This is a genomic window from Pseudomonas sp. BN607 (genome assembly GCF_029871175.1).
Lineage (GTDB): Bacteria > Pseudomonadota > Gammaproteobacteria > Pseudomonadales > Pseudomonadaceae > Aquipseudomonas.
This window is the reverse complement of record NZ_SSOE01000041.1, coordinates 20,176-39,207: the sequence shown is the minus strand read 5'-3', so window position 1 is coordinate 39,207 and position 19,032 is coordinate 20,176. Positions and strand designations below refer to the sequence as shown.

Here is a 19,032-nt window from a genome sequence, read left to right as displayed (position 1 = left end):
AAACACACACCTGACTCTGTATTTCCTGACTTGAGCCGGTGATGTTTGGCCGGGCGCACTGGGGGAGTGCTTCACGCGTTACGGCCGGACCAGGACCGGCGCGTGTTCGGCGGTTCAGATCTGCACTGCGGTGCTCTTGATCGCTGCGAGCTCTGGATGGGCGACCAGTTTGTCGATGTGCAATTCGTCGTCGCTCATCCAGGTCTCGGTCAGCACCCGATAATGCTCCATGTCTCGGCAGCGCATGCGCAGGCTGTAGTCGAAGTGGCCACTGATAAGTTGGCACTCATACACCTCTGGGCAGGCGCGCACGGTGGCCTCGAAGGCTCTTTGCGCGGCGCGCCCGCTCTGGTTGGACAAGGCCACCAGGACCAACAGCAACAAGCCCGGCGAGACTGTTTGTAAGTCGATTATCGCACCATATCCACGAATCACCCCACGCTGCTCGAGCTTGCGCACCCGCTCAAGGCAGGGCCTGGGCGTGAGGTGAACGAGGGTCGAGAGCTTTTCATAGGTAATCCGGCCTTGGTGGCGCAGCACGTTGATGATGGCTTCGTCGATGCGGTCCAGTGCCCCTGAGTGGGGCGTCTTGGCCTTGGTATCCATGATTGGTGTGGTTTCACTTAAGGCGGTTGGAAAGGAACTGGCGTAGGCGCTCGCTTTGGGGCTGGTCAAGGATTTCGGCGCCGCCGCACTCTTCGACCAGGCCCTGATGCAGGAACAGCACCTGGCTTGACACTTGGCGAGCGAAGCCCATCTCGTGGGTAACCATGAGCATGGTACGTCCTTCCTCGGCGAGCGTCTGTATCACCTTAAGCACTTCACCCACTAGCTCAGGGTCGAGTGCAGAGGTGGGCTCATCGAACAGCATGATTTCCGGCTCCATCGCCAAAGCGCGGGCGATCGCAACGCGCTGCTGCTGGCCGCCAGACAAAAACGCGGGATACTGCTCGGCGGCACGCGCCGGCAGGCCGACTTTGTCCAGGTAGATGCGCGCGCGTGCTTCAGCTTCCTTGGTGCTGATGCCTAGGACTTTGCGTGGTGCCAAGCAGATGTTCTCCAGCACCGTCAGGTGGCTCCACAAATTGAAGTGCTGGAACACCATGGCTAGGCGCGTGCGCAGGTTCTGTAGTTGCGCGGGGGGAGGAGTACGTGTTCCAGGGCGCATCTGCAGAGTCTGGCCGTCGAGCGTGATGCTGCCAGCGTCAGGTTGTTCCAGGAAGTTGATGCAGCGTAAAAACGTGCTTTTACCCGAGCCGCTGGCGCCGATCAGGCTAATCACGTCGCCTTTGCGTGCTTGCAGGGACACGCCCTTTAGCACCTGGTGGTCACCATAGTATTTGTGCAGGCCGTCGACGCTGAGCTTGCTGGCGGTAGTGAGGGTTGGGACGGTGAAGGTGGTTTCGGTCATTGGCACGGACAGGGCAGGGAAGGTCATCGGATCAGCCTCGGGCAGGGTTCAGGAAGCGCATCCAGCGGCGCTCGGCCAGCCGGAACAAGCCAACCAGCGCAAACGACAGCAGCATATACAGGAGAGCGGCAAGGCCGAACGCCTGAAAGGTCAGGAAAGTCGCGGCATTGGCATCGCGTGCTACTTTAAGAATGTCGGCAACTGTCGCGGTAAACGCGAGCGACGTGGCGTGCAGCATCAGGATCAGTTCGTTGCTGTAGGCTGGAAGAGAGCGGCGCAAGGCCGCTGGCAGAACCAGAAACAGGTTGAGCTTCCAGCCACGCAGGCCATAGGCTTGGGCTGCTTCCATCTCGCCATGGGGAATGTTGTGGATGGCGCCGGCAAAGATCTCCACGGTGTAGGCGCAGGTGTTGAGCACGAACGCTAGTAAGGTGCAGTTCAAGGCATCACGCAGAAACTGGTCGAGCAGGGCGTGATCGCGCACCACCTCCAGACTGTACAGACCGGTGTAGCAGATCAACAGTTGGACATACAGCGGGGTGCCGCGAAATACGAACGTATACAGTTGCACCGGTAGGCGCAGCCACATTTTCTGTGAAACCCGCGCCAGGGCGAGTGGCAGCGACAGCACAAAGCCGAGCACCATGCTGACCACGAAAAGCCATAGGGTCATGGCCAGCCCGGACAGGCCGTTGCCATCACTGTAGAGGTAGGCCTGGCCGTATTCCTGAAGGAGTTCGATCATCGGGCCAGCTCCTTGATGCCATTGTTGTAGCGCCGCTCAAGGTACTTGAGCAGGCGGTTTGAGAGTGTGGTGATGAGCAGGTACACGAGACCGGCGATGCTCAGAAAAAACAGCATCTCATTGGTAGTCTTGCCTGCGTTTTGCGCAGCCTTGACCAGGTCTGACAGGCCGATGATCGACACCAGCGCGGTCGACTTGAGCAGCACCAGCCAATTATTGCCAAGCCCCGGCAGAGCGAAGCGCATCAACTGTGGAAACAACACCAACCGAAACCGCTGGGAGCGGCTCAGGCCGTAGGCGGTGGCTGCTTCCAACTGGCCGGCGGGGACACTGAGGATCGCCCCGCGAAAGTTCTCAGTAAAGTACGCGCCGTAGATGAAACCCAGGGTCAGCACGCCTGCACTGAAGGGGTCGATCTCAACATAGTCCCAACCCAGTGATTCGGTCAGGTCGTTGAGCCAGATCTGCAGGCTGTAGAACAGAAGAAGGATGAGTACCAAGTCCGGGACGCTACGGATCAGCGTGGTGTAGAGGGTGGCCGGCACGCGCATCAGGGGCAAACGCGAAAGCTTGGCGCATGCACCCAGCAGGCCGAGAAACAGGCTCAGGGCCAGTGACAACAGGGCCAGCTTGACGGTCATCCAGGTGCCTTGGGCCAGCATCGGGCCGTAGCCTTGCAGGCCGTTCGAGAAGAAGTCGTTCATCGCAAAAGGGTCTCGCTGGAGGCGACTCATCGCCGAGCAAGCCCGCCTCACGTGCAAGTGCGGCAGCAGGCTTGCTGGCGATCAGATCAGGGGATCATTCGTTGTAGATGTCCAGCTCGCCGACGTACTTCTTCTGGATCGAAGCATAGGTGCCGTCGGCGTGGATCGCGGCAATACCTTTGTCCAGCAACGCCTTGAGTTCAGCGTCGGTGGTGCGCAGCCCTATAGCGATGTCCAGGGGCAGCGAAGGATCCTTGATAGCTGGGCCGCTCTTGAAGTTGGCGCCCTCAGGCTTGGTCAGGAAGTTAAGCTGGGCTTCAAGCTTGTCTGTGACCGTGGCGTCCAGGCGACCGTTGAGCAGGTCTGCGTAGTTTTGGTCCTGAGACTGGTACGCCTTGACCTGGGCACCGAGCGGGGAGAGCTTGGCGCGAGCGTAGGCCTCCTGCAGCGAACCTTGGAGCACGCCGATCTGCTTACCCTTGAGAGACTCGGGGGTATCACCGAAATCGGCCGACTTGCGCACTATCACCGAGGTTGGGCTGAGGTATAAACGGTCACTGAAGGCGATCTGCTTGAGTCGCGCGGGGGTTACTGCCATGGACGACATGATAGCGTCGAACTTGCGTGCACGCAGGGCCGGGATCATCCCGTCGAACTCGTTGTGCACCCAAGTGCACTTGACTTGCAGCTTGTTGCAGATGGCGTTGCCTAACTCGATGTCGAAGCCCTGCAGGCTGCCATCGGCGGCGACTGATTCGAAGGGGGGATACTGGGGAAAGACGCCGAAGCGGATCTCAGTCCATTCCTTAGCCTGGACAGCGGCGGTGGCGCACAGTGAGAACAGCAAGGCGCCGAGGCGAATTCGTTTAGAGGTCATGGGTTAGGTCCCTGGATGTTGTTGTTTGTAATAGGGCAGTAGAAAGAAAGTCGCGGTTTTGCTGTTGTTATAGGTGTTGTCGCTAACACGTTGGTCATGGCTCAGCATGCGTGAGCCGCGCCGGACTTTTTTGTTGTTTGAAGTGGACTCGGGTGACGGTTTCGGCTGTAAAGTTGTTGTCCACAGCGGAATCGGCTGATGCCATGTGAAAGGGCACATTTCCTGGAGCCGCTTCACCTTTTGCTGTGCCATGGGGCCGCGTTTGGCTGAGCGGCAGCACACACGCGGGGTATTCTGCACCGTCGGCCACCGACACAGCGCAAACTGTCGTTAAGCGTCCGATTACAGCGATTGGCGTCGTCATTGCACACCAGTACGACATTTGTCGTCTGCCCGCGTGCTGGAGACTTGTGGCGTCGGGCAAAACGCCCGCTGAAACACAATCCGCCGCATGACTTGCTATGGACGACTCCCATGAAGCGACACACCCTGAGCCACCTAACACTTGCCCTAGCGCTCGTCGCGTGCACCCGTGTCAGCATCGCTGCGCCACTGCTAGACACCCAAACCGCCGACCCTGTAGCTTCGGCGAGTGCGACTGAAAGCAACGCTTGGCTCGAGATCAATCAAGCTGCGTTCGAGAACAACATTGCGCGCCTGCAGAAGTTGGTGGACGGTAAAAGCAAGATTTGTGCAGTCATGAAAGCCGATGCCTACGGTACCGGCCTTGCCTTGCTGGCCCCGTCAGCGATCAGGATGGGGATCGAATGCATCGGTATCACCAGTAACGAAGAGGCGCGGGTGGCCCGCGAGCAAGGTTTCAAGGGGCGACTGATGCGCTTGCGTACCGCCACGTTGGCCGAGGTGGAAGGTGGCCTGGCGTACAACCTCGATGAAATGGTCGGCAACCTGACCGTGGCGCGTGAGTTGGATACGCTGGCGCATGCCGCCGGGAAAAAGCTGCGCGTCCACCTGGCTCTGAACTCTGCGGGCATGGGCCGCAATGGCCTGGAGATGTCGACCGAGCAGGGCAAGCAAGACGCGCAAACGCTGGTGGCGCTGACTAACCTGGAACTGGTCGGCATCATGACCCACTTCCCGGTTGAGGAACGCGAGGATGTGCTTAAAGGGCTGGCGCAGTTCAAGTTACAATCCAGCTGGTTGATCAAGGCGTCCAACCTGGACCGCAGCAAACTGCTGCTGCACTGCGCCAATACCTTCGCCACACTGGAAGTGCCCGAAGCTAGGATGGACATGGTCCGCCCGGGTGCTGCGTTGTACGGCTATCCGGTGGGTGGGCACCTGGAGTTCGAGCGCGTCATGCAGTTCAAGTCGCGCGTCGCGGCGGTCAACCCGTATCCGGCGGGCACCGGCATCAGCTATGACCACATCTTTACGCTAAAGCGCGACTCGTTGGTGGCCAATATTCCAGCGGGCTATTCGGACGGCTATCGCCGGGCGTTCTCCAACAAGGCCTCAGTGCTGATCAATGGCAAGCGTGCGCCAGTCATTGGCAAGGTCACCATGAACACCATGATGGTGGATGTCACGGACGTACCGGGGGTAAAGCCTGGTGATGAAGTGGTGCTGTACGGAAAGCAGGGCAACGAAGAAATCACCCAGGCGGAACTGGAGTCCTTCAACGGCGCGTTGTTGGCGGACCTCTACACCGTCTGGGGAAACTCCAACCCGAAAGTTCTCAAGGCCAAGTGAGGCCAGCAGATGTCGCAGGCGCATCTAATTTTCGGGCGACCTCTCGCGCAACGGCCTTTGAATGACCGGCGCGCGAGTAGTACTAAACGACATTGCCTTTCGCGGCTGTGGCCATGGGCGAAAACGTAGGTTCTGTCTTTCACCGTAAATGGCGGTAAAGGCGCTTAGGCCGGCGGCGACAGCCACTATTGCAAGTGCAATCATGCAGTGCCTCCGGGAAGGTTTGACCGCGTCGCCGGGCTGGCCCATTCGTGTCAGGCTTCGTGTGCCATGTCTGACGACAGTGCGCGATGTGCATTGCCGGCGGCGTAGGCGCTGCAGAACGTGCCGCCGACGATGCCGGCAGTCGAAGAAACGGAAACTACCAGACCTGAGCGCTGCTTGCGAAAAACCGGGAGGACCGCGCGTGTTACATTCATCGGCCCGAACAGCAATGTTTCGATTTGGTTGCGTACGTGATCCGGTGTCAGCTCTTCGAAAAAGCCTGCGTAGAAGTTGCCAGCGTTAATAATCAGCACATCGAGCTTGCCGAAACGGGTGATGGCAGCTGCTACAGCAGTGTCGGCGTCGTCAGATTTAATGACGTCGAGTTTCACGACCAGGAGATCAGGGTGGGAGCCTGGCGCAGCCTCTACTTTGGCAGGGTCGCGTCCAGTGGCGACCACCGCGTGCCCGTCCTTGCTCAACAAATCGAGCAGTCCAGAGTTGCTGACAGTATTGATGCGCTTGCGAAAATTGCCATTTGCGAGTCGATGGGCATGACCGTTGCAGCGTGGAAAGAGGACGCCCTGACTGTAGACCTCCCAGATCGGCGGGAGCTTTGGAATATCTAGGCCTGATGTCGTCGGCCAGGCTAAATAGCGAACAAATTTCCCCTGCGTCATCCTCATACTTGATTCATTCGGATCGAAGATGATGGATGGCCCTATGACTTCGGAATTATTCGCAGCCTGCTCTAGCCGCACACCCACCAGAGCCGTGACCCTCATCCTGAAGACAGCACCCGGCCCCCCATTGTCACAGCACCACCGATGGCTTCGAGCTTGGCGCAACCTCATTGTTATTTTTACTAGGGGAGTGCAGCCTCACGCGGCTGGCGCAGCCGCGTGAAAAAAAGAAATGATTCGCTCAGGCGCGGTCTTGCAAGGCCTTGATGTGCTTCCACATCAGAGAGGGATTCGAGTACATCGGAAAATGACCACAATCAGGGATGCACGCCAGTTCCACGCCGTGTGCGGCGATGTGGTCGAGGTAGGACAAGTGTGAGTTGGTGACGCCATACATGTATTGGCGCGGGAAGGGTAGCGCAAGGAACTTGTCCATCAGCTGAGCGTTGTCGGACAACTCCACCATTGACTCGAAAATGCCACGCACTGCGCCGGTTCGCACTTTATGCGCGAGGCTGGCCGCATAGAGAGCACTGGCAGGATCCGAAGCCAACCGAGTGCGATCGATAAAGTCACGGAAGAAGCCCGCGTCGTCACTACGGTTATGGTCATGGATCTGACGGCTAAGAAAACAATCCTCAGGCGCAATGTTGCCTTCGATATCAACGAACGATCGAATGCGATCAGGTTCCTCGTGCGCCAACATCAAGCCGGTCAGTCCCCCCATGGAATGCCCTACCAGATGGAATTTGCCGATTCCAAAACGCTTGAGCACGGCTTGCGCGGTTTTCACCAGAAAAGCGATGTTGATGTGCGAGAGGTCGGCGCAGTCCGTTTCGCCGCAACCTGGTGCATCGTAGGCAATGAAGGGGTGTCCTTCGAAAGCCGGCTGCAGCGTGATATCGGCGTAATCCTCTTTGGTCGATCCGAAACCGTGAAGGAGCAGGATGGGGCTTTTAGGCCCAGTGCGGTGTATCACCGCCAGGTCGAGCTGTACGCCATCGATGTTCAGTGGGACTTTTTCGTAGGTGAAGCGAGCTGCATGGGGCACGGCTACTAACTCCTATAACAGAGTGTCCAATGTTGAACGCGTCACATGATTTGTAAAATACGAAGCCACGAACCCTGTCATACGTCTGGCCTATGACAGCAAATCTTGTCTTGCATGCTCGATCATTGCCTCCACCAGTGGATTGTTACGCTCGTTGTGCCAGGCCACGGCTGTGATTACCACTTTGACTTCGGGATACAGGGGGCGGATGAGGACGTTCTCCGGCGCGAGTTTACCCATGGACGTCGGTACCAATGCGATGCCCTGGCCGCAGCTGACGAAGGCGACTTGGGATGATACGGACCGCACCTGGTGAACGATGCGCGGTGCGAAGCCGCTGGCTTTGCACTGCCCAACCAGATAGTCGAAATACACAGGACTCACATCCCGCGAAGCCATCACCAAGGTCTCATCCGCGAGCGCTTGCAGGGAGATGGACTCCCTCGTAGCCAAGGGATGGTCTTTGGGTAACGCGACAGCAAGCCTGTCTTCGGACAACGGCAATGCTTGAATATGTCGGCCAAGATTCCCTTCCAGGCGTGCGAATGCAATGTCGATATCACCTGCTTCCAGTGCGGGTATGGCCTCCGCGCTGTCTATCTCACGAACCGAAACCGTGATCAATGGATGGTTCTGCTTGAAGCGCTCGATCAGTGGGGGCAGCACGTCGATCATGGCTGATGTGATCGCTCCGATGGTCACCACGCCGGCATGGCCTGCGACGGCTTCGTGAACCGCCAACTCTAATCGTTCCAGCTGATCAGCAAATTTTCGGACCGCGGGGAGAATCGCAGCGCCAGCGGCGGTCAGTTGCGCACCGCGGCGAGAGCGGGTGAACAGTTGAACGCGAAGGGATTGTTCGAGCGCCTGGATTTGCTCGGTCAACGGCGGTTGCGACATACCCAGCCGCTGGGCCGCGCGGCTGAAGTTTTGGTCTTCAGCCACTGCCAGGAACAGCCAGAGGTGGCGTATCAAGCGAAAGTTGATCACGGCGCTTTTCCATAGGTTTTGGATATAACAAGCTTAGCTTCTTCGTAATATACGTATCAAATGGCGGCGCAGATACTCAGGCCTCATCCAACAAGAGGCCTGCAACCGATGAGCTTGAAAGCCCCGCTGGAACGCTTGTTCGCGCTCGACACCAACACAGTGTCGGACGCCCTGGACTTCCTCGAACTGCCCGGCGCTACTAACGGCCTGATGCCACTCTGGAATTGCCCCAAAATTGTGGGCCGAGCCAGCACTGTGCAACTGGGACCCAAACAAGACGTGGCGCCCACTGTCCACCTTATTACCCCGGTAGTCGAGCAAGTCTCCACCGACGACCGCGTACTGGTGATCGCGGGTGGCGTCGACGGGATCTCCAGCTGGGGCGACATTCTGGCCAACGCAGCCCAGCGCAAAGGTATCCGTGGATCAATCATTGATGGCTTCAGTCGTGACATCCGCGGCAGCGCCGATATTGGCTACCCCGTCTTCGGTCGCGGCGTAACGATGATCAGCGCGCGCCATAGGCTCATTCAGATCGATGCGGCCGTCACTGTTCGCATGGCGGGTGTTGACGTTGATGAAGGCGACTACGTTATCGCCGATGAATGCGGCACCGTTTTCGTCCCCGCCAATGCAATCGAGAAGGTGCTTGATCTGGCCGAACGTATCGACCGACGCCAGGCCGGCATGGTCGATGCCGTTCGGGCCGGCCGCTCGGTCGAGGAAGTGATGCACGACACGCAATTCGAAGCCATCAAGGTGGAGCACTGATATGACCCTCTCTGATAAAGACCTGGTTGCCTTGTTTGAAGGCTTGGATACCCCGGGTGTATCCGACGCGATGGACAAGCTGGGCCTTCCTGGCCAGGCCTTCGGGATCGCACCGCTGGCAAACTACAGCCAGGTCGTGGTCGGCCCAGCCTTTACTGTTCAGTACGTCAGTGCGAGCACACCGCCCGGCACTGTCGGTGACTTCATTGATGAAGTAGCACCAGGCGACGTGGTCGTCATCGCCAATGAGGGCCGTACCGATTGCACGGTGTGGGGCGACATCATGACCCAGTACGCACTGGCCCGGGGTATTGCCGGCACGGTCATTGACGGCGTCTGCCGCGATGTGAACAAGGCGCTGGGGGAAGGTTACCCGCTGTTCAGCAAAGGCCGTTTCATGCGTACCGGTAAGGACCGCGTGGAAGTCGTGGCTGTCAACAAGCCGGTGTCGATTGGCCAGGCGCGAGTTTGCGCCCGCGACATCGTCGTCGCTGACGCCAATGGTGTCGTCATTGTCCCACGCAGTCGTGCCCAGGAAGTTGCTGAAACGGCACGTCGTATCGAACACGTTGAAACGCAGATCCGCGAACAGATCGCCACTGGCAAGAGCCTCAAAGAAGCGCGTGCGGCGCTCGGTTATCACTCCCTGCAGAGCAAGCAGCCATGAGCCTTCCGACAAAGAGGCATTGTTCATCGCCAAGCTGCGCGAGGGTCGCAGCACCATGGACCTGATGGGCCTTACTCACCCGGAGGAGCACGCGTGAGCCTGGAAATGCTGAACCGTCGCTTGGAGGCTGCCAAGCCTTCGGCAACTTACAAGATCATCGACCGCGTGGCTGCGCGGCGCGCAGAAGGGGCGAAGATCATTTCGCTTTGCGCGGGTGAGCCGGACTTCGATACGCCGGAGCACATCCGTGCCGCGGCCATCAGTGCGATCAACGATGGCCATACGCGATACACCCAGGTGGCCGGACTTCGCGCGTTGCGTGAAGCCATCGCGCGCAAATACCAGCGTGAAAATGGTCTCGACGTCAGCTGGCAGGACACGCTGGTTTGCAGCGGTGGCAAGCAAGTCATCTTCAATGCCCTGGCCGCGACCTTGAACGAGGGCGACGAAGTTGTGATCCCTGCGCCGTACTGGGTCAGCTATCCAGAAATGGTTGAGCTGTGTGGCGGCGAGTCGCGTATTGTTGCTTGCGGCGCCGAGACCAGCTTCAAGTTGACCCCGCAAGCATTGGCCGAAGCGATAGGCCCGAACACCCGCTGGCTGATCCTGAATTCGCCGTCCAACCCCACGGGTGCCGTGTACGAACGCGATGAATTGCACGCTCTGGCTGCGGTGTTACTGGCCCATCCGCAAGTTCTGATTCTGGCTGACGACATCTATGAGCACCTGATCTTCGACGGCCGTGACTTTCTCACGCTTGCCCAGGTTGAACCGCGGCTGGCTGCACGGACATTAACCATGAACGGCGTGTCGAAGGCCTATGCCATGACGGGTTGGCGAATCGGGTTCGCCACTGGGCCTCGCTGGCTGCTCGAGGCGATGGAGAAGCTTCAGGGTCAGCAGACCTCAGGCGCGTGTTCCATCTCGCAGCACGCAGCAATCGCTGCCCTCGACGGCCCGAAAGACTTCATCGCTCTCAGTCGCGAGGTGTTCCAGCGGCGTCGTGATTTCATGGTCGAATTGCTCAACCAGGCGCCGGGCATCCGTTGCGAGGTCCCAGGTGGGGCTTTTTATGCTTTTGCCGACTGTTCTGGGCTGATTGGCAAGCGTTCTCCCGCCGGTTGTGAGTTGCTCAATGATGAGGCGGTGGCCGTGGCGTTGCTAGAGGAGGCCAACGTTGCAGTCGTTCATGGCAGTGCTTTTGGCCTTTCAGGCTATCTGCGCATCGCTTACGCGCTCGATGATGACTCGCTGCGTGCAGCGTGCCAGGCCATCCACCGCTTCTGCGAGGACGCACGATAGCGGGATAACCACTCCGAAGTAGACGAGCGGAAGGCTGCACCTCATCAATTGCCTATGTGCGGTACCGGTGGTGCAGCCTTTTTGTTTGGACGCAGTCAAAGGATGACCGACTCCAGATGCTCGCAGCCCTTCAGCTCACTGTGCGTGGCAGCCTGCTGAAGGGCTGAGAGCAAACTGTTAACCCAGCTCGCGTTTGAGTTGTTCTCTGTCCAGCGCGCCATCCCAGCGTGCAACGAATAGCGTGGCCACGCCGTTGCCGATCACATTAATCAAAGCGCCACCTTCGGAAATAAAGCGATAAACCCCTAGTACTAACACCAGTCCGGCAGCGGGAATGACGTCGATTGAACCCAAGGTCGCGGCCAGTGTTATGAATGCACCACCTGTCACACTCGCTGCTCCTTTGGACGTCAGCAGCAGGATCAAAAGCAAGGTCACCTGATGGTAGAGCGACACGTCAATGTCCAACGCCTGGGCGATGAAGATCGCGAGCACCGTCATGTTGATGCAGCTGCCGTCGAGGTTGAAGCAGTAGCCCGATGGTACGACCAGGCCAACAGTGGACTTCTCGCAGCCAAGCCTCTCCAGCTTGCCCATCAGGCGTGGGAGAGCAGACTCCGAGGAAGAAGTGCCTAGCACCAGGACCAATTCCTCACGGATATATTTGAGGAATTTCCAGAGGCTGAATCCAGCCAGACGCGCCACGATGTTCAAGACCACGAAGACGAATACCAAGCCAGTGATGTAATAGCACACCAGCAAGTTTACGTAGGCCCCCAGCGACTGGACACCATACTTGCCCACAGTGAATGCCATACCACCAAACGCCCCAAGCGGTGCGAGGTACATGACGATCTTGAGCATCCGGAAGAACGCCTTGGCGATCAGGTCGATGGTATTCAGCAGCGGTCTGCCCACCTCGCCCATTAGTTGCAGCCCGAACGCGAACAATACGGAAATGAACAGCACCTGTAGGATGTCACCGTCTGTGAACGCCCCGAATACCGTGCTGGGAATGATATGAGTCAGAAATCCCACAACACTCTGGTCATGAGCCGCCTTGGTGTACCCGGCAATCGCTGATGCATCCAGTGTCGCAGGGTCAATGTGCATGCCAACTCCCGGCTTTAGCAGGTTGACTCCGATGAGGCCGACGACTAATGCGATGGTGGTCAGCACCTCAAAATACACCAAAGATTTGAAGCCGATCCGCCCGATGCGCTTGAGGTCTTGCATGCTGGCGATCCCGCTGACCACCGTACAGAAGATGATCGGCGCAATGAGCATTTTGATCAGCTTGATGAACGTATCACCCAGCGGCTTCATCTGCTCACCCAGCCCTGGACTGTAATGCCCGAGAATGACACCCAGGACGATGGCGGCCAGCACCTGAACGTACAGATGGTGATAGAAGGGTTTGCGACATGGCAAGGCGACGTCAGCGGTTTCTATCGAAGAGCTAATTGTTTTTGTCATGGCTCTACCTTTTGGTCTGATTGAATCGATATTGGGTTCAAGTCACCACGTTGACCGGTTCACCTTTGGCAAATGCTGTGATATTCGCGGCAAGTACACTCTTAAGCCGTGCAACGCTGCTCTGGCTCGCCCAGGCAACGTGCGGGGTGATAATCAGATTGGGATGTGTGCAGTGGAGCAGGGGATGATCCGAACTGGGTGGTTCGGCGTAGAGCACGTCCAATGCCGCCCCGCCCAACTGCCCATTGGCGAGCCCTGCCAGCACGGCGTTTTCGTCGACCAGAGGGCCTCGCGCGGTGTTGATGAGAACTGCACCGGGCTTCATCCGGGCTATCTGCGCAGAGCCAATCAGGTATCGGGTTTGCGGTGTCAGCGGGCAATGAAGTGTGAGTGCGTCTGACCGGGCCAGTACCTCGTCGAATGCGGTATAGCCTTCTCGCACCTTATGGGCGCCGCGGTGTTCGGCGAACAACACATTGATCTCCAGAGCGCGGGCAAGGCGGGCGACGCGACTGCCAATATCGCCACGACCAATGATGCCGAGCGTCGAACCTTGCAGATCCTGAATCGGCTCCCCATGAACGCAGAAGTGCGATGAGGCGGGCCACTCGGATGCAGAAGCGGCTCGGTAGGCAAGCAGTTGACGGCGCAGCGCAAACAACGAACACATGACGTGTTCGGCAACGCTCACCGCGCTGTATGCCGGTACGTTGCACACGGTCACGCCTTGATCGCGGCAGGCTGCAATATCGACGCAGTCATAGCCAGTGGCAGCCACACAGATCAGTTTGAGTTGGGGCAGTTGTTCCAGGGCAACTCGATCAATGCGCACTTTGTTGGTAATTGCGACGTCTGCCCCGGCCAGTGCTTTAACCAATTGATCCAGGGGTGTTTTCTCCCGCTCGCTCCACTCAGTGGCTTCGAGCGGACGTGCTAACGTGGACGGCAGGCTGGCGCCGTCAAGAAAGACGATATTCATGGCAATGGGTCTCTTCAGCGATTAGGTGCGAGAAGCTCGGAGATTTCAATCAGATTCAGGTCGGGATCACGTACATACACGGAGCGAATAGGCCCGGTTGCACCCGTTCTTTGTACGGGGCCATCGGTGATTGGCCAGCCCTCCGACTCCAGGCGGACAATCACGGCATCGAGCCCAATGCTTGTGATAAAGCACAGATCCAGAGCACCTGGCACAGGCAAGTGTGCCTTGGGTTCAAACTCCCGTCCGCGCTCGTGGACGTTGATTTTCTGATTGCCGAAACACAGCGCCAACCGACCGCTGCCGAAGGTCTCGGCGCGCATCCCCAGCACCCGGACGTAGAAGTCCTTGCAAGCCTGGATGTCGATTGTGGTGAGGACCAGGTGGTCGAGATGATCGATCATTGCGCACGCTCCAACTCGATGTTGGTCATCTGCTTGGTGAGCGTATGCACATGCTCCGGTATCGGATGCAAATCCAGGCGCCTGCCTGCCCTGAGGATCTGGCTGGGCGTATCGTGGCCGATTAAAACTGGCAGGCGCGCTGATGCTGCCAGTACCCGGTGGAGATCCATGCCAGTTTCGTAACCCATCAGTTCGAGCATGTGCACCAGGTCTTCTGTGCAGACGTTGCCGCTCGCTCCCGGCGCGTATGGGCAGCCACCGAGGCCGCCCAGAGAAGCATCGAAACGGTCAACGCCTGCGGCAAGTGCGGCCAGCGTGTTGGCCAAGGCCATGCCACGGGTATTGTGAAAATGCAGGGTGATTTGCAGGCTGGGAAAGCGCTCGAGCACTTGCCGGGACAACGCTTCAACCTGTGACGGGTAAGCCATGCCAGTGGTGTCGCAGAGCGTCACACCTCGCACCCCCAGTGCAGCGAAGCGTTCAACGAAGCGAAGCACATCAGCACTCGAGACGTCACCCTGCATTGGGCAACCGAAAACTGTCGACAATGAAACGTTTACTGCCACGGGTCCAGAGCCAATAACGCCAACCACATCCTTGAGTTGGGAAAACGATTGCTCTCGAGTCATTCGCAAGTTAGAGCGGTTGTGCGGTTCGCTGACTGACATCACCAAGTTGGCCTCATCAATGCCACAGCTTAATGCGCGTTCAGCCCCCCTAACGTTCGGCACAAGCACCGTGTACTCGACGCCAGGTTGGCGAGCTATGCCGGCCATGACCGCTTCGGCGTCACGCAGCGCCGGGATGGCCTTGGGCGACGTGAACGACGTGACTTCGATCTTGGCGTAACCACACTGGCTCAACTCATTGATGAGCGAGATCTTATCATCGGTTTGTATAAAGTTTTTTTCGTTCTGGAAGCCGTCACGGGTCGCAACTTCCTGCATGAACAGGCGTTTCATTCAAGATACTCCGCTAATCAGATTAGGCCGCGCTGCCGCCATTGCTCAAGGGTGGGAGCATCGATGCCCAAACGGCCGAGAACCGCGTCGGTGTGTTCGCCCAGCCTCGGGGCGGGCGAACGGAATTGCCCGGGCGTTGCTTCAAGTTTGGGGACGACTCCAGGCAAAGTGACCGGCGTACCGTCATCCAGCTCGCTGCGGACCAACATGCCGCGGGCCTGGTAGTGGGGATCGGCAGCGATATCGGCTGCATCGTAGATTTTACCGGAGGGGATGTTGGCGTCTTTCAGCGCAGCAAGTACTTCGTCCAGTGGACGTTCAGCCGTCCAAGTAGAAATCGCAGCATCCAACCTGGCGACATGGCGGACACGTCCGTCGTTTTGCTGAAGCTCAGGATCGTCGGCCAGATCGTGCCGGTCGATCTTCTCCATCAGACGCTTGAAGATGCTGTCGCCATTACCTGCGATCAGAGCGTACTTTCCGTCTTGGCAACGATAAGCGTTGGTAGGGGCAATCCCTGGAAGACTACTGCCCGCTGGCTCGCGTACCGTGCCGAACACGGAATGTTCAGGAATCAGACTCTCCATCATGTTGAAGACTGATTCGTAAAGCGCCACGTCCACCTGCTGACCTGTACCATGGTTTTGCTCCCGGTGACGCAGAGCGAGGAGGACCCCGATCACGCCATGCAGCGCCGATAATGAATCACCCATCGACACGCCTACACGCACAGGCGTGCGCCCTGGCTCACCGGATAGATGCCGCAACCCGCCCATTGCTTCACCTATGACCCCAAAGCCTGGAAGATCGCGATAAGGTCCGGTCTGCCCGTAGCCTGATACACGCAACATGATCAGGTTTGGATTGATGCCACTCAGCACATCCCATCCAAGCCCCCATTTTTCGAGGGTTCCCGGACGAAAATTCTCTATGAGGATGTCAGCGTCTTGTATCAGTCGCTTCACGACGTCCTGCGCCTCTGCCTGGCGAAGATCCAGCGTGACGGATTGCTTGTTACGAGACTGGGCGGCCCACCACACAGAAGTGCCATTGTGCAGCAAGCGCCATTTACGCAAAGGGTCGCCCGTCACCGGGGGTTCAATCTTGATGACTTCGGCTCCGAACTCGGCGAGGATTTTTGCAGCGAAAGGCCCAGCGATCAGCTGTCCCATTTCGACGACTTTGATGCCATCCAGCGGTAGGCTCATGACGTTTTCCGTTCTTGTTGGAGGTTCTGCTTGGATCATCTCTCTAAAGCGCCGGCGTGAGAATTTCAAAGTTTTCCATTACACTTTCCAAAATGGAAACGATGGGGCGATGCGTGCTGAATCTTCTTCAACTCGACCTGGCGTCTCTGAGGCTGCTGGTACTGGCGGCGAACAGCCAGAACCTGACGAAGGCTGCGGATGGCGCGCACATGACCGTATCGGCAGCCAGCAAGCGGCTCGCCGAACTCGAACGCGTCACCGACTGCACCCTGTTCATTCGACTTCCGAGAGGACTGCAGTTAACGCCAGCCGGGAGAGGCCTGGCCGAACATGCTCGGTTAATCCTCGAAGGTGTCGAACGTATGGCACATGATGCCAATGATTTTTCTCATGGCATCCGCGGGCACGTCAGGCTGTTCGCCAATACGTCAGCTGTAATCCAATTCCTTCCCAAGGACCTCAACACTTTCCTTGCGGCGAACCCGCACGTGCGTATCGGCATGGAAGAAGCGCTTAGCGACTCGACGATCCAGGCCGTTGAGGACGGGCGTGCCGATATAGGCATCTTCGCTGACAATGTACTGGCACCCAATCTGGAGGTAAGACCCTACCGCGCAGACCAATTGGTGCTTTTGGTGCCAAACGATCACCCCTTGGCCGAATTTTCACAGTTGAGCTTTGCTGACACGCTCGATTATGACTACGTCGCGCTGAATCAAGGCAGCTCGCTATTGCAGCGCATTAACGATGCTGCCCATGAGGCGAGAAAACTGTTGAAGGTCAGAATTCAGGTGGCCAGCTTCGATGGCATCTGCCGAATGATCGAGGCTGGGTTGGGTATCGGAATTTTGCCTTTGGAATCGGTGAGGCACGGGCTTCTTGAGACTACATTGAAAGCTGTTCCGCTTGTGGACGCTTGGGCATCTCGAACTTTATTCGCAGGTGTCGCGGTCAATACGCGACTGTCCCCTGAAGCCGCGAATCTCTTCAACTTCCTGACAAGTCTGGAATAAAATTGAGTTCCAGCAGGTAGCGGACGCTCATGAATTGACTGCTCTTGTGCAGAAACGGCCTTTGCCACCTGCCATAAGAGTTGATGCGTGCGCTGATATGGGGAAGTTAACGTGGCGGTCAGACGGTCCGCCACGGGAGGGCTGATCGGCAGCGGGTTTCAATCCGCCAACCCGGCTTTTTCCAGCACCTTGTCCAGCCAGGATTGTTCCACAGCTCCAGTGGCGATTTCGGCCTTTACCCGCTCTTCATGGGCTTGATGTGCGCGGGCCTGAGCCAGCACCTGCTCGGCCGCTACGAGGGGGAACGCCACGACGCCATCCTCGTCACCGACGATGATGTCACCCGGGTTCACCAGCATGCCGCCAACCGACACCGGCACGTTGATTTCGCCTGGGCCAGTCTTGTAGGGACCGCAATGCACGACACCCCGCGCGTAACAGGGGCTCGAACGGAAGGAATCCACATCACGAATCGCGCCGTCTACGATGAACCCCACACAGCCGCGTTGTTCGGCGTAGAGCTTAATGAGCTCGCCGATGACCGCATTGTTGGTGTCGCCTTGGGCGTCGATCACCAATACATGACCCGGCTCGAGCAAGGTCAGGGCCTTGTAGATATAGAGATTGTCACCAGGCCGGGTCTTGATGGTCAGTGCGGTACCCACCAGTTTGCCAGTGGTGTTGTAGCGGGTCAGGCCTCGGGCGCCAATGTGGCGGCCGAGGTTGTCGCTGATGTGCGGGGTGACCACCGAAGCGAAAGCTTCGATGACTGACGCGGGGGCCGGAGCAGGTGAAGCGAGGATGCGGGACCCGGGTAACGACATGTTCAATCTCCTAATCAAGAGGTAACCATCGGGGCGTGCGCTGATGTTAGGAGAGAACTGGCTTTGCTTTTAGCGATATTTTTACATCAGAAACCATCGACTCAGGTGATGATTAGCTGGTTGAAATTACAGGTTTGCTGGGCGAGACGGGCTACTTCGACCGTTAGCCCCTGGTAGCGGTCGGCCCTGTGAACGCAGACATACTTGATGGTTGGCAGTGGCTGCTGCGTCTGGATCACCTTCAAGCGCCCCTGGGTGATAAGTGCGCCCATGCAGGCGAGCGGCAGGTAGCTGATGCCCACACCTGAGATGGTCAGGCCAACCTGCGCCACTAGGTAGTTGCTGGTCAGGGTCTTGCCAAGGCGAATGTCGTGTTCTGCCAGCCAGCGCTCGTAGGTCAGGCCGGTCCCAGAGCTGCCGCCCTGCGTCAATACGGTGAAGCTCGCCAGCGCGTTCAGGCTGATGGCGCTGTCGCCTGGATACAAGGCGGGTGCACACATCCAGGCGTTCTCTACGGCGTTCAAGGGCGTGCTGATGAAGCGCGGATCGTGAAAGATGTCGGGCACTACGATGAGGTCCATCTCATCGTTCTCCAGCCGCCGCAATAGGTCGGTGCTGAGTTCGATGGAAGGCTCGAGGTCGACCCGTGGGTAGGTCTGATGTATGCGCTCGACCAGCGAGGGCAGCCAGGTGAGCGCGGTGAGTTCCGTCACCCCAAGGCGAAACCGCCGGATCAGGGTTTCCTTCGAGCTGATGCGTTCGAGCAAGTCGTCACGCTGGCGCAGCATGTCCACCGCGCAGCCATACAGTTCGATGCCCTTTTGCGTAAGCCGGGCAGTGCGCTTGGAACGATCGAAGATCGATACGCCGAAGGCATCCTCCAACTCCTGGACCCGTTTGGAAATCGCCGACTGTGACATGTTCAGTTTGACGGCGGCGGCCTCGAAACTGCCCAGCTCGACAATCCAGTAAATGGCTTCGATTTGCTTCAAGGTGATCACGTTTATTACCTCGGCACGGCTGCCGTCTACGGCGAGTGGAACTCAGA

20 protein-coding genes and 1 pseudogene are annotated in these 19,032 nt (G+C 58.1%); 6 read left to right on the top strand and 15 right to left on the bottom strand.

All coding sequences use genetic code 11. The features are described 5' to 3' along the window. Positions 1–114: 114 nt before the first annotated feature. The 5 genes from E8E68_RS10580 to E8E68_RS10560 form a co-directional block, all read right to left on the bottom strand. On the bottom strand, positions 115–606 hold the full coding sequence (locus E8E68_RS10580; RefSeq protein WP_266029196.1) for an Lrp/AsnC family transcriptional regulator: 492 nt from the start codon (positions 604–606) through the stop codon (positions 115–117). Between the two features lie 13 nt (positions 607–619). After that, positions 620–1,411, bottom strand: coding sequence for an ATP-binding cassette domain-containing protein (locus E8E68_RS10575; RefSeq protein WP_266029347.1), 792 nt, complete (start codon positions 1,409–1,411; stop codon positions 620–622). 31 nt (positions 1,412–1,442) lie between these two features. Further along, complete coding sequence (locus tag E8E68_RS10570) at positions 1,443–2,156, bottom strand: ABC transporter permease (RefSeq protein ID WP_266029197.1); 714 nt, start codon at positions 2,154–2,156, stop codon at positions 1,443–1,445. After that, positions 2,153–2,860, bottom strand: coding sequence for an ABC transporter permease (locus E8E68_RS10565; protein WP_266029198.1), 708 nt, complete (start codon positions 2,858–2,860; stop codon positions 2,153–2,155). Before E8E68_RS10565 ends, E8E68_RS10570 begins: the two co-directional genes overlap by 4 nt. Before the next feature lie 94 nt (positions 2,861–2,954). Next, a complete protein-coding gene (locus E8E68_RS10560) occupies positions 2,955–3,737 on the bottom strand; it encodes an ABC transporter substrate-binding protein (RefSeq protein ID WP_266029199.1) in 783 nt (260 codons plus the stop codon). A 474-nt stretch (positions 3,738–4,211) separates the two neighbouring features. On the opposite strand from E8E68_RS10560, the gene alr reads away from it, so the two are divergent. Continuing rightward, positions 4,212–5,450 (top strand): alanine racemase, encoded by a 1,239-nt coding sequence (gene alr, locus E8E68_RS10555; RefSeq protein ID WP_280341172.1) that lies wholly within the window; start codon positions 4,212–4,214, stop codon positions 5,448–5,450. 254 nt (positions 5,451–5,704) lie between these two features. Here alr and E8E68_RS10550 read toward each other — a convergent pair whose 3' ends face one another. After that, positions 5,705–6,115: an SDR family NAD(P)-dependent oxidoreductase gene (locus E8E68_RS10550; protein ID WP_266029201.1), complete on the bottom strand. Its 411-nt coding sequence runs from the start codon at positions 6,113–6,115 to the stop codon at positions 5,705–5,707. Positions 6,116–6,121: 6 nt separating this feature from the next. On the opposite strand from E8E68_RS10550, the pseudogene E8E68_RS10545 reads away from it, so the two are divergent. Next, positions 6,122–6,271: pseudogene (locus E8E68_RS10545) on the top strand (YkgJ family cysteine cluster protein); the annotation flags it as partial. A gap of 307 nt (positions 6,272–6,578) precedes the next feature. Here the strand turns inward: E8E68_RS10545 and E8E68_RS10540 are convergent. Both E8E68_RS10540 and E8E68_RS10535 read right to left on the bottom strand, forming a co-directional pair. Beyond that, positions 6,579–7,388: an alpha/beta hydrolase gene (locus E8E68_RS10540; RefSeq protein WP_280341167.1), complete on the bottom strand. Its 810-nt coding sequence runs from the start codon at positions 7,386–7,388 to the stop codon at positions 6,579–6,581. 90 nt (positions 7,389–7,478) lie between these two features. Next, entirely contained in the window at positions 7,479–8,378 is a 900-nt protein-coding gene (locus E8E68_RS10535; RefSeq protein WP_280341164.1) for a LysR substrate-binding domain-containing protein, read from the bottom strand. Between the two features lie 108 nt (positions 8,379–8,486). Here E8E68_RS10535 and E8E68_RS10530 point away from each other — a divergent pair, with 108 nt between their 5' ends. The 3 genes from E8E68_RS10530 to E8E68_RS10520 all read left to right on the top strand — a co-directional run bounded on the left by E8E68_RS10530 (position 8,487) and on the right by E8E68_RS10520 (position 11,118). Continuing rightward, positions 8,487–9,149, top strand: coding sequence for an RraA family protein (locus tag E8E68_RS10530; protein WP_266029204.1), 663 nt, complete (start codon positions 8,487–8,489; stop codon positions 9,147–9,149). Position 9,150: 1 nt separating this feature from the next. Further along, positions 9,151–9,816 (top strand): RraA family protein, encoded by a 666-nt coding sequence (locus E8E68_RS10525; RefSeq protein WP_266029205.1) that lies wholly within the window; start codon positions 9,151–9,153, stop codon positions 9,814–9,816. A gap of 105 nt (positions 9,817–9,921) precedes the next feature. Then, the gene (locus tag E8E68_RS10520) at positions 9,922–11,118 is read left to right on the top strand and encodes a pyridoxal phosphate-dependent aminotransferase (RefSeq protein WP_266029349.1); all 1,197 of its coding nucleotides are present in this window, start codon (positions 9,922–9,924) and stop codon (positions 11,116–11,118) included. Between the two features lie 177 nt (positions 11,119–11,295). Here the strand turns inward: E8E68_RS10520 and E8E68_RS10515 are convergent, their stop codons facing one another. Genes E8E68_RS10515 through E8E68_RS10495 form a run of 5 tightly spaced genes read right to left on the bottom strand, consistent with a single transcriptional unit; the run spans position 11,296 to position 16,147 of the window. Continuing rightward, complete coding sequence (locus E8E68_RS10515; RefSeq protein ID WP_266029206.1) at positions 11,296–12,594, bottom strand: dicarboxylate/amino acid:cation symporter; 1,299 nt, start codon at positions 12,592–12,594, stop codon at positions 11,296–11,298. Positions 12,595–12,631: 37 nt separating this feature from the next. Further along, the gene (locus E8E68_RS10510; protein ID WP_266029207.1) at positions 12,632–13,573 is read right to left on the bottom strand and encodes a D-2-hydroxyacid dehydrogenase; all 942 of its coding nucleotides are present in this window, start codon (positions 13,571–13,573) and stop codon (positions 12,632–12,634) included. Positions 13,574–13,587: 14 nt separating this feature from the next. After that, entirely contained in the window at positions 13,588–13,977 is a 390-nt protein-coding gene (locus E8E68_RS10505) for a VOC family protein (protein ID WP_266029208.1), read from the bottom strand. Continuing rightward, the gene (locus tag E8E68_RS10500) at positions 13,974–14,939 is read right to left on the bottom strand and encodes a hydroxymethylglutaryl-CoA lyase (RefSeq protein ID WP_266029209.1); all 966 of its coding nucleotides are present in this window, start codon (positions 14,937–14,939) and stop codon (positions 13,974–13,976) included. The genes E8E68_RS10505 and E8E68_RS10500 overlap by 4 nt, the downstream gene beginning before the upstream one ends. A 17-nt stretch (positions 14,940–14,956) precedes the next feature. Beyond that, on the bottom strand, positions 14,957–16,147 hold the full coding sequence (locus tag E8E68_RS10495) for a CoA transferase (RefSeq protein WP_266029210.1): 1,191 nt from the start codon (positions 16,145–16,147) through the stop codon (positions 14,957–14,959). A gap of 113 nt (positions 16,148–16,260) precedes the next feature. On the opposite strand from E8E68_RS10495, the gene E8E68_RS10490 reads away from it, so the two are divergent. After that, the gene (locus E8E68_RS10490; RefSeq protein ID WP_266029211.1) at positions 16,261–17,160 is read left to right on the top strand and encodes a LysR family transcriptional regulator; all 900 of its coding nucleotides are present in this window, start codon (positions 16,261–16,263) and stop codon (positions 17,158–17,160) included. Between the two features lie 158 nt (positions 17,161–17,318). On the opposite strand, the gene E8E68_RS10485 is transcribed toward E8E68_RS10490, so the two are convergent. Both E8E68_RS10485 and E8E68_RS10480 read right to left on the bottom strand, forming a co-directional pair. Further along, positions 17,319–17,984: an RraA family protein gene (locus tag E8E68_RS10485; protein WP_280341155.1), complete on the bottom strand. Its 666-nt coding sequence runs from the start codon at positions 17,982–17,984 to the stop codon at positions 17,319–17,321. 101 nt (positions 17,985–18,085) lie between these two features. Further along, positions 18,086–18,985, bottom strand: a complete 900-nt coding sequence (locus tag E8E68_RS10480; RefSeq protein ID WP_266029213.1) for a LysR family transcriptional regulator — start codon at positions 18,983–18,985, stop codon at positions 18,086–18,088. Positions 18,986–19,032: the final 47 nt, after the last annotated feature.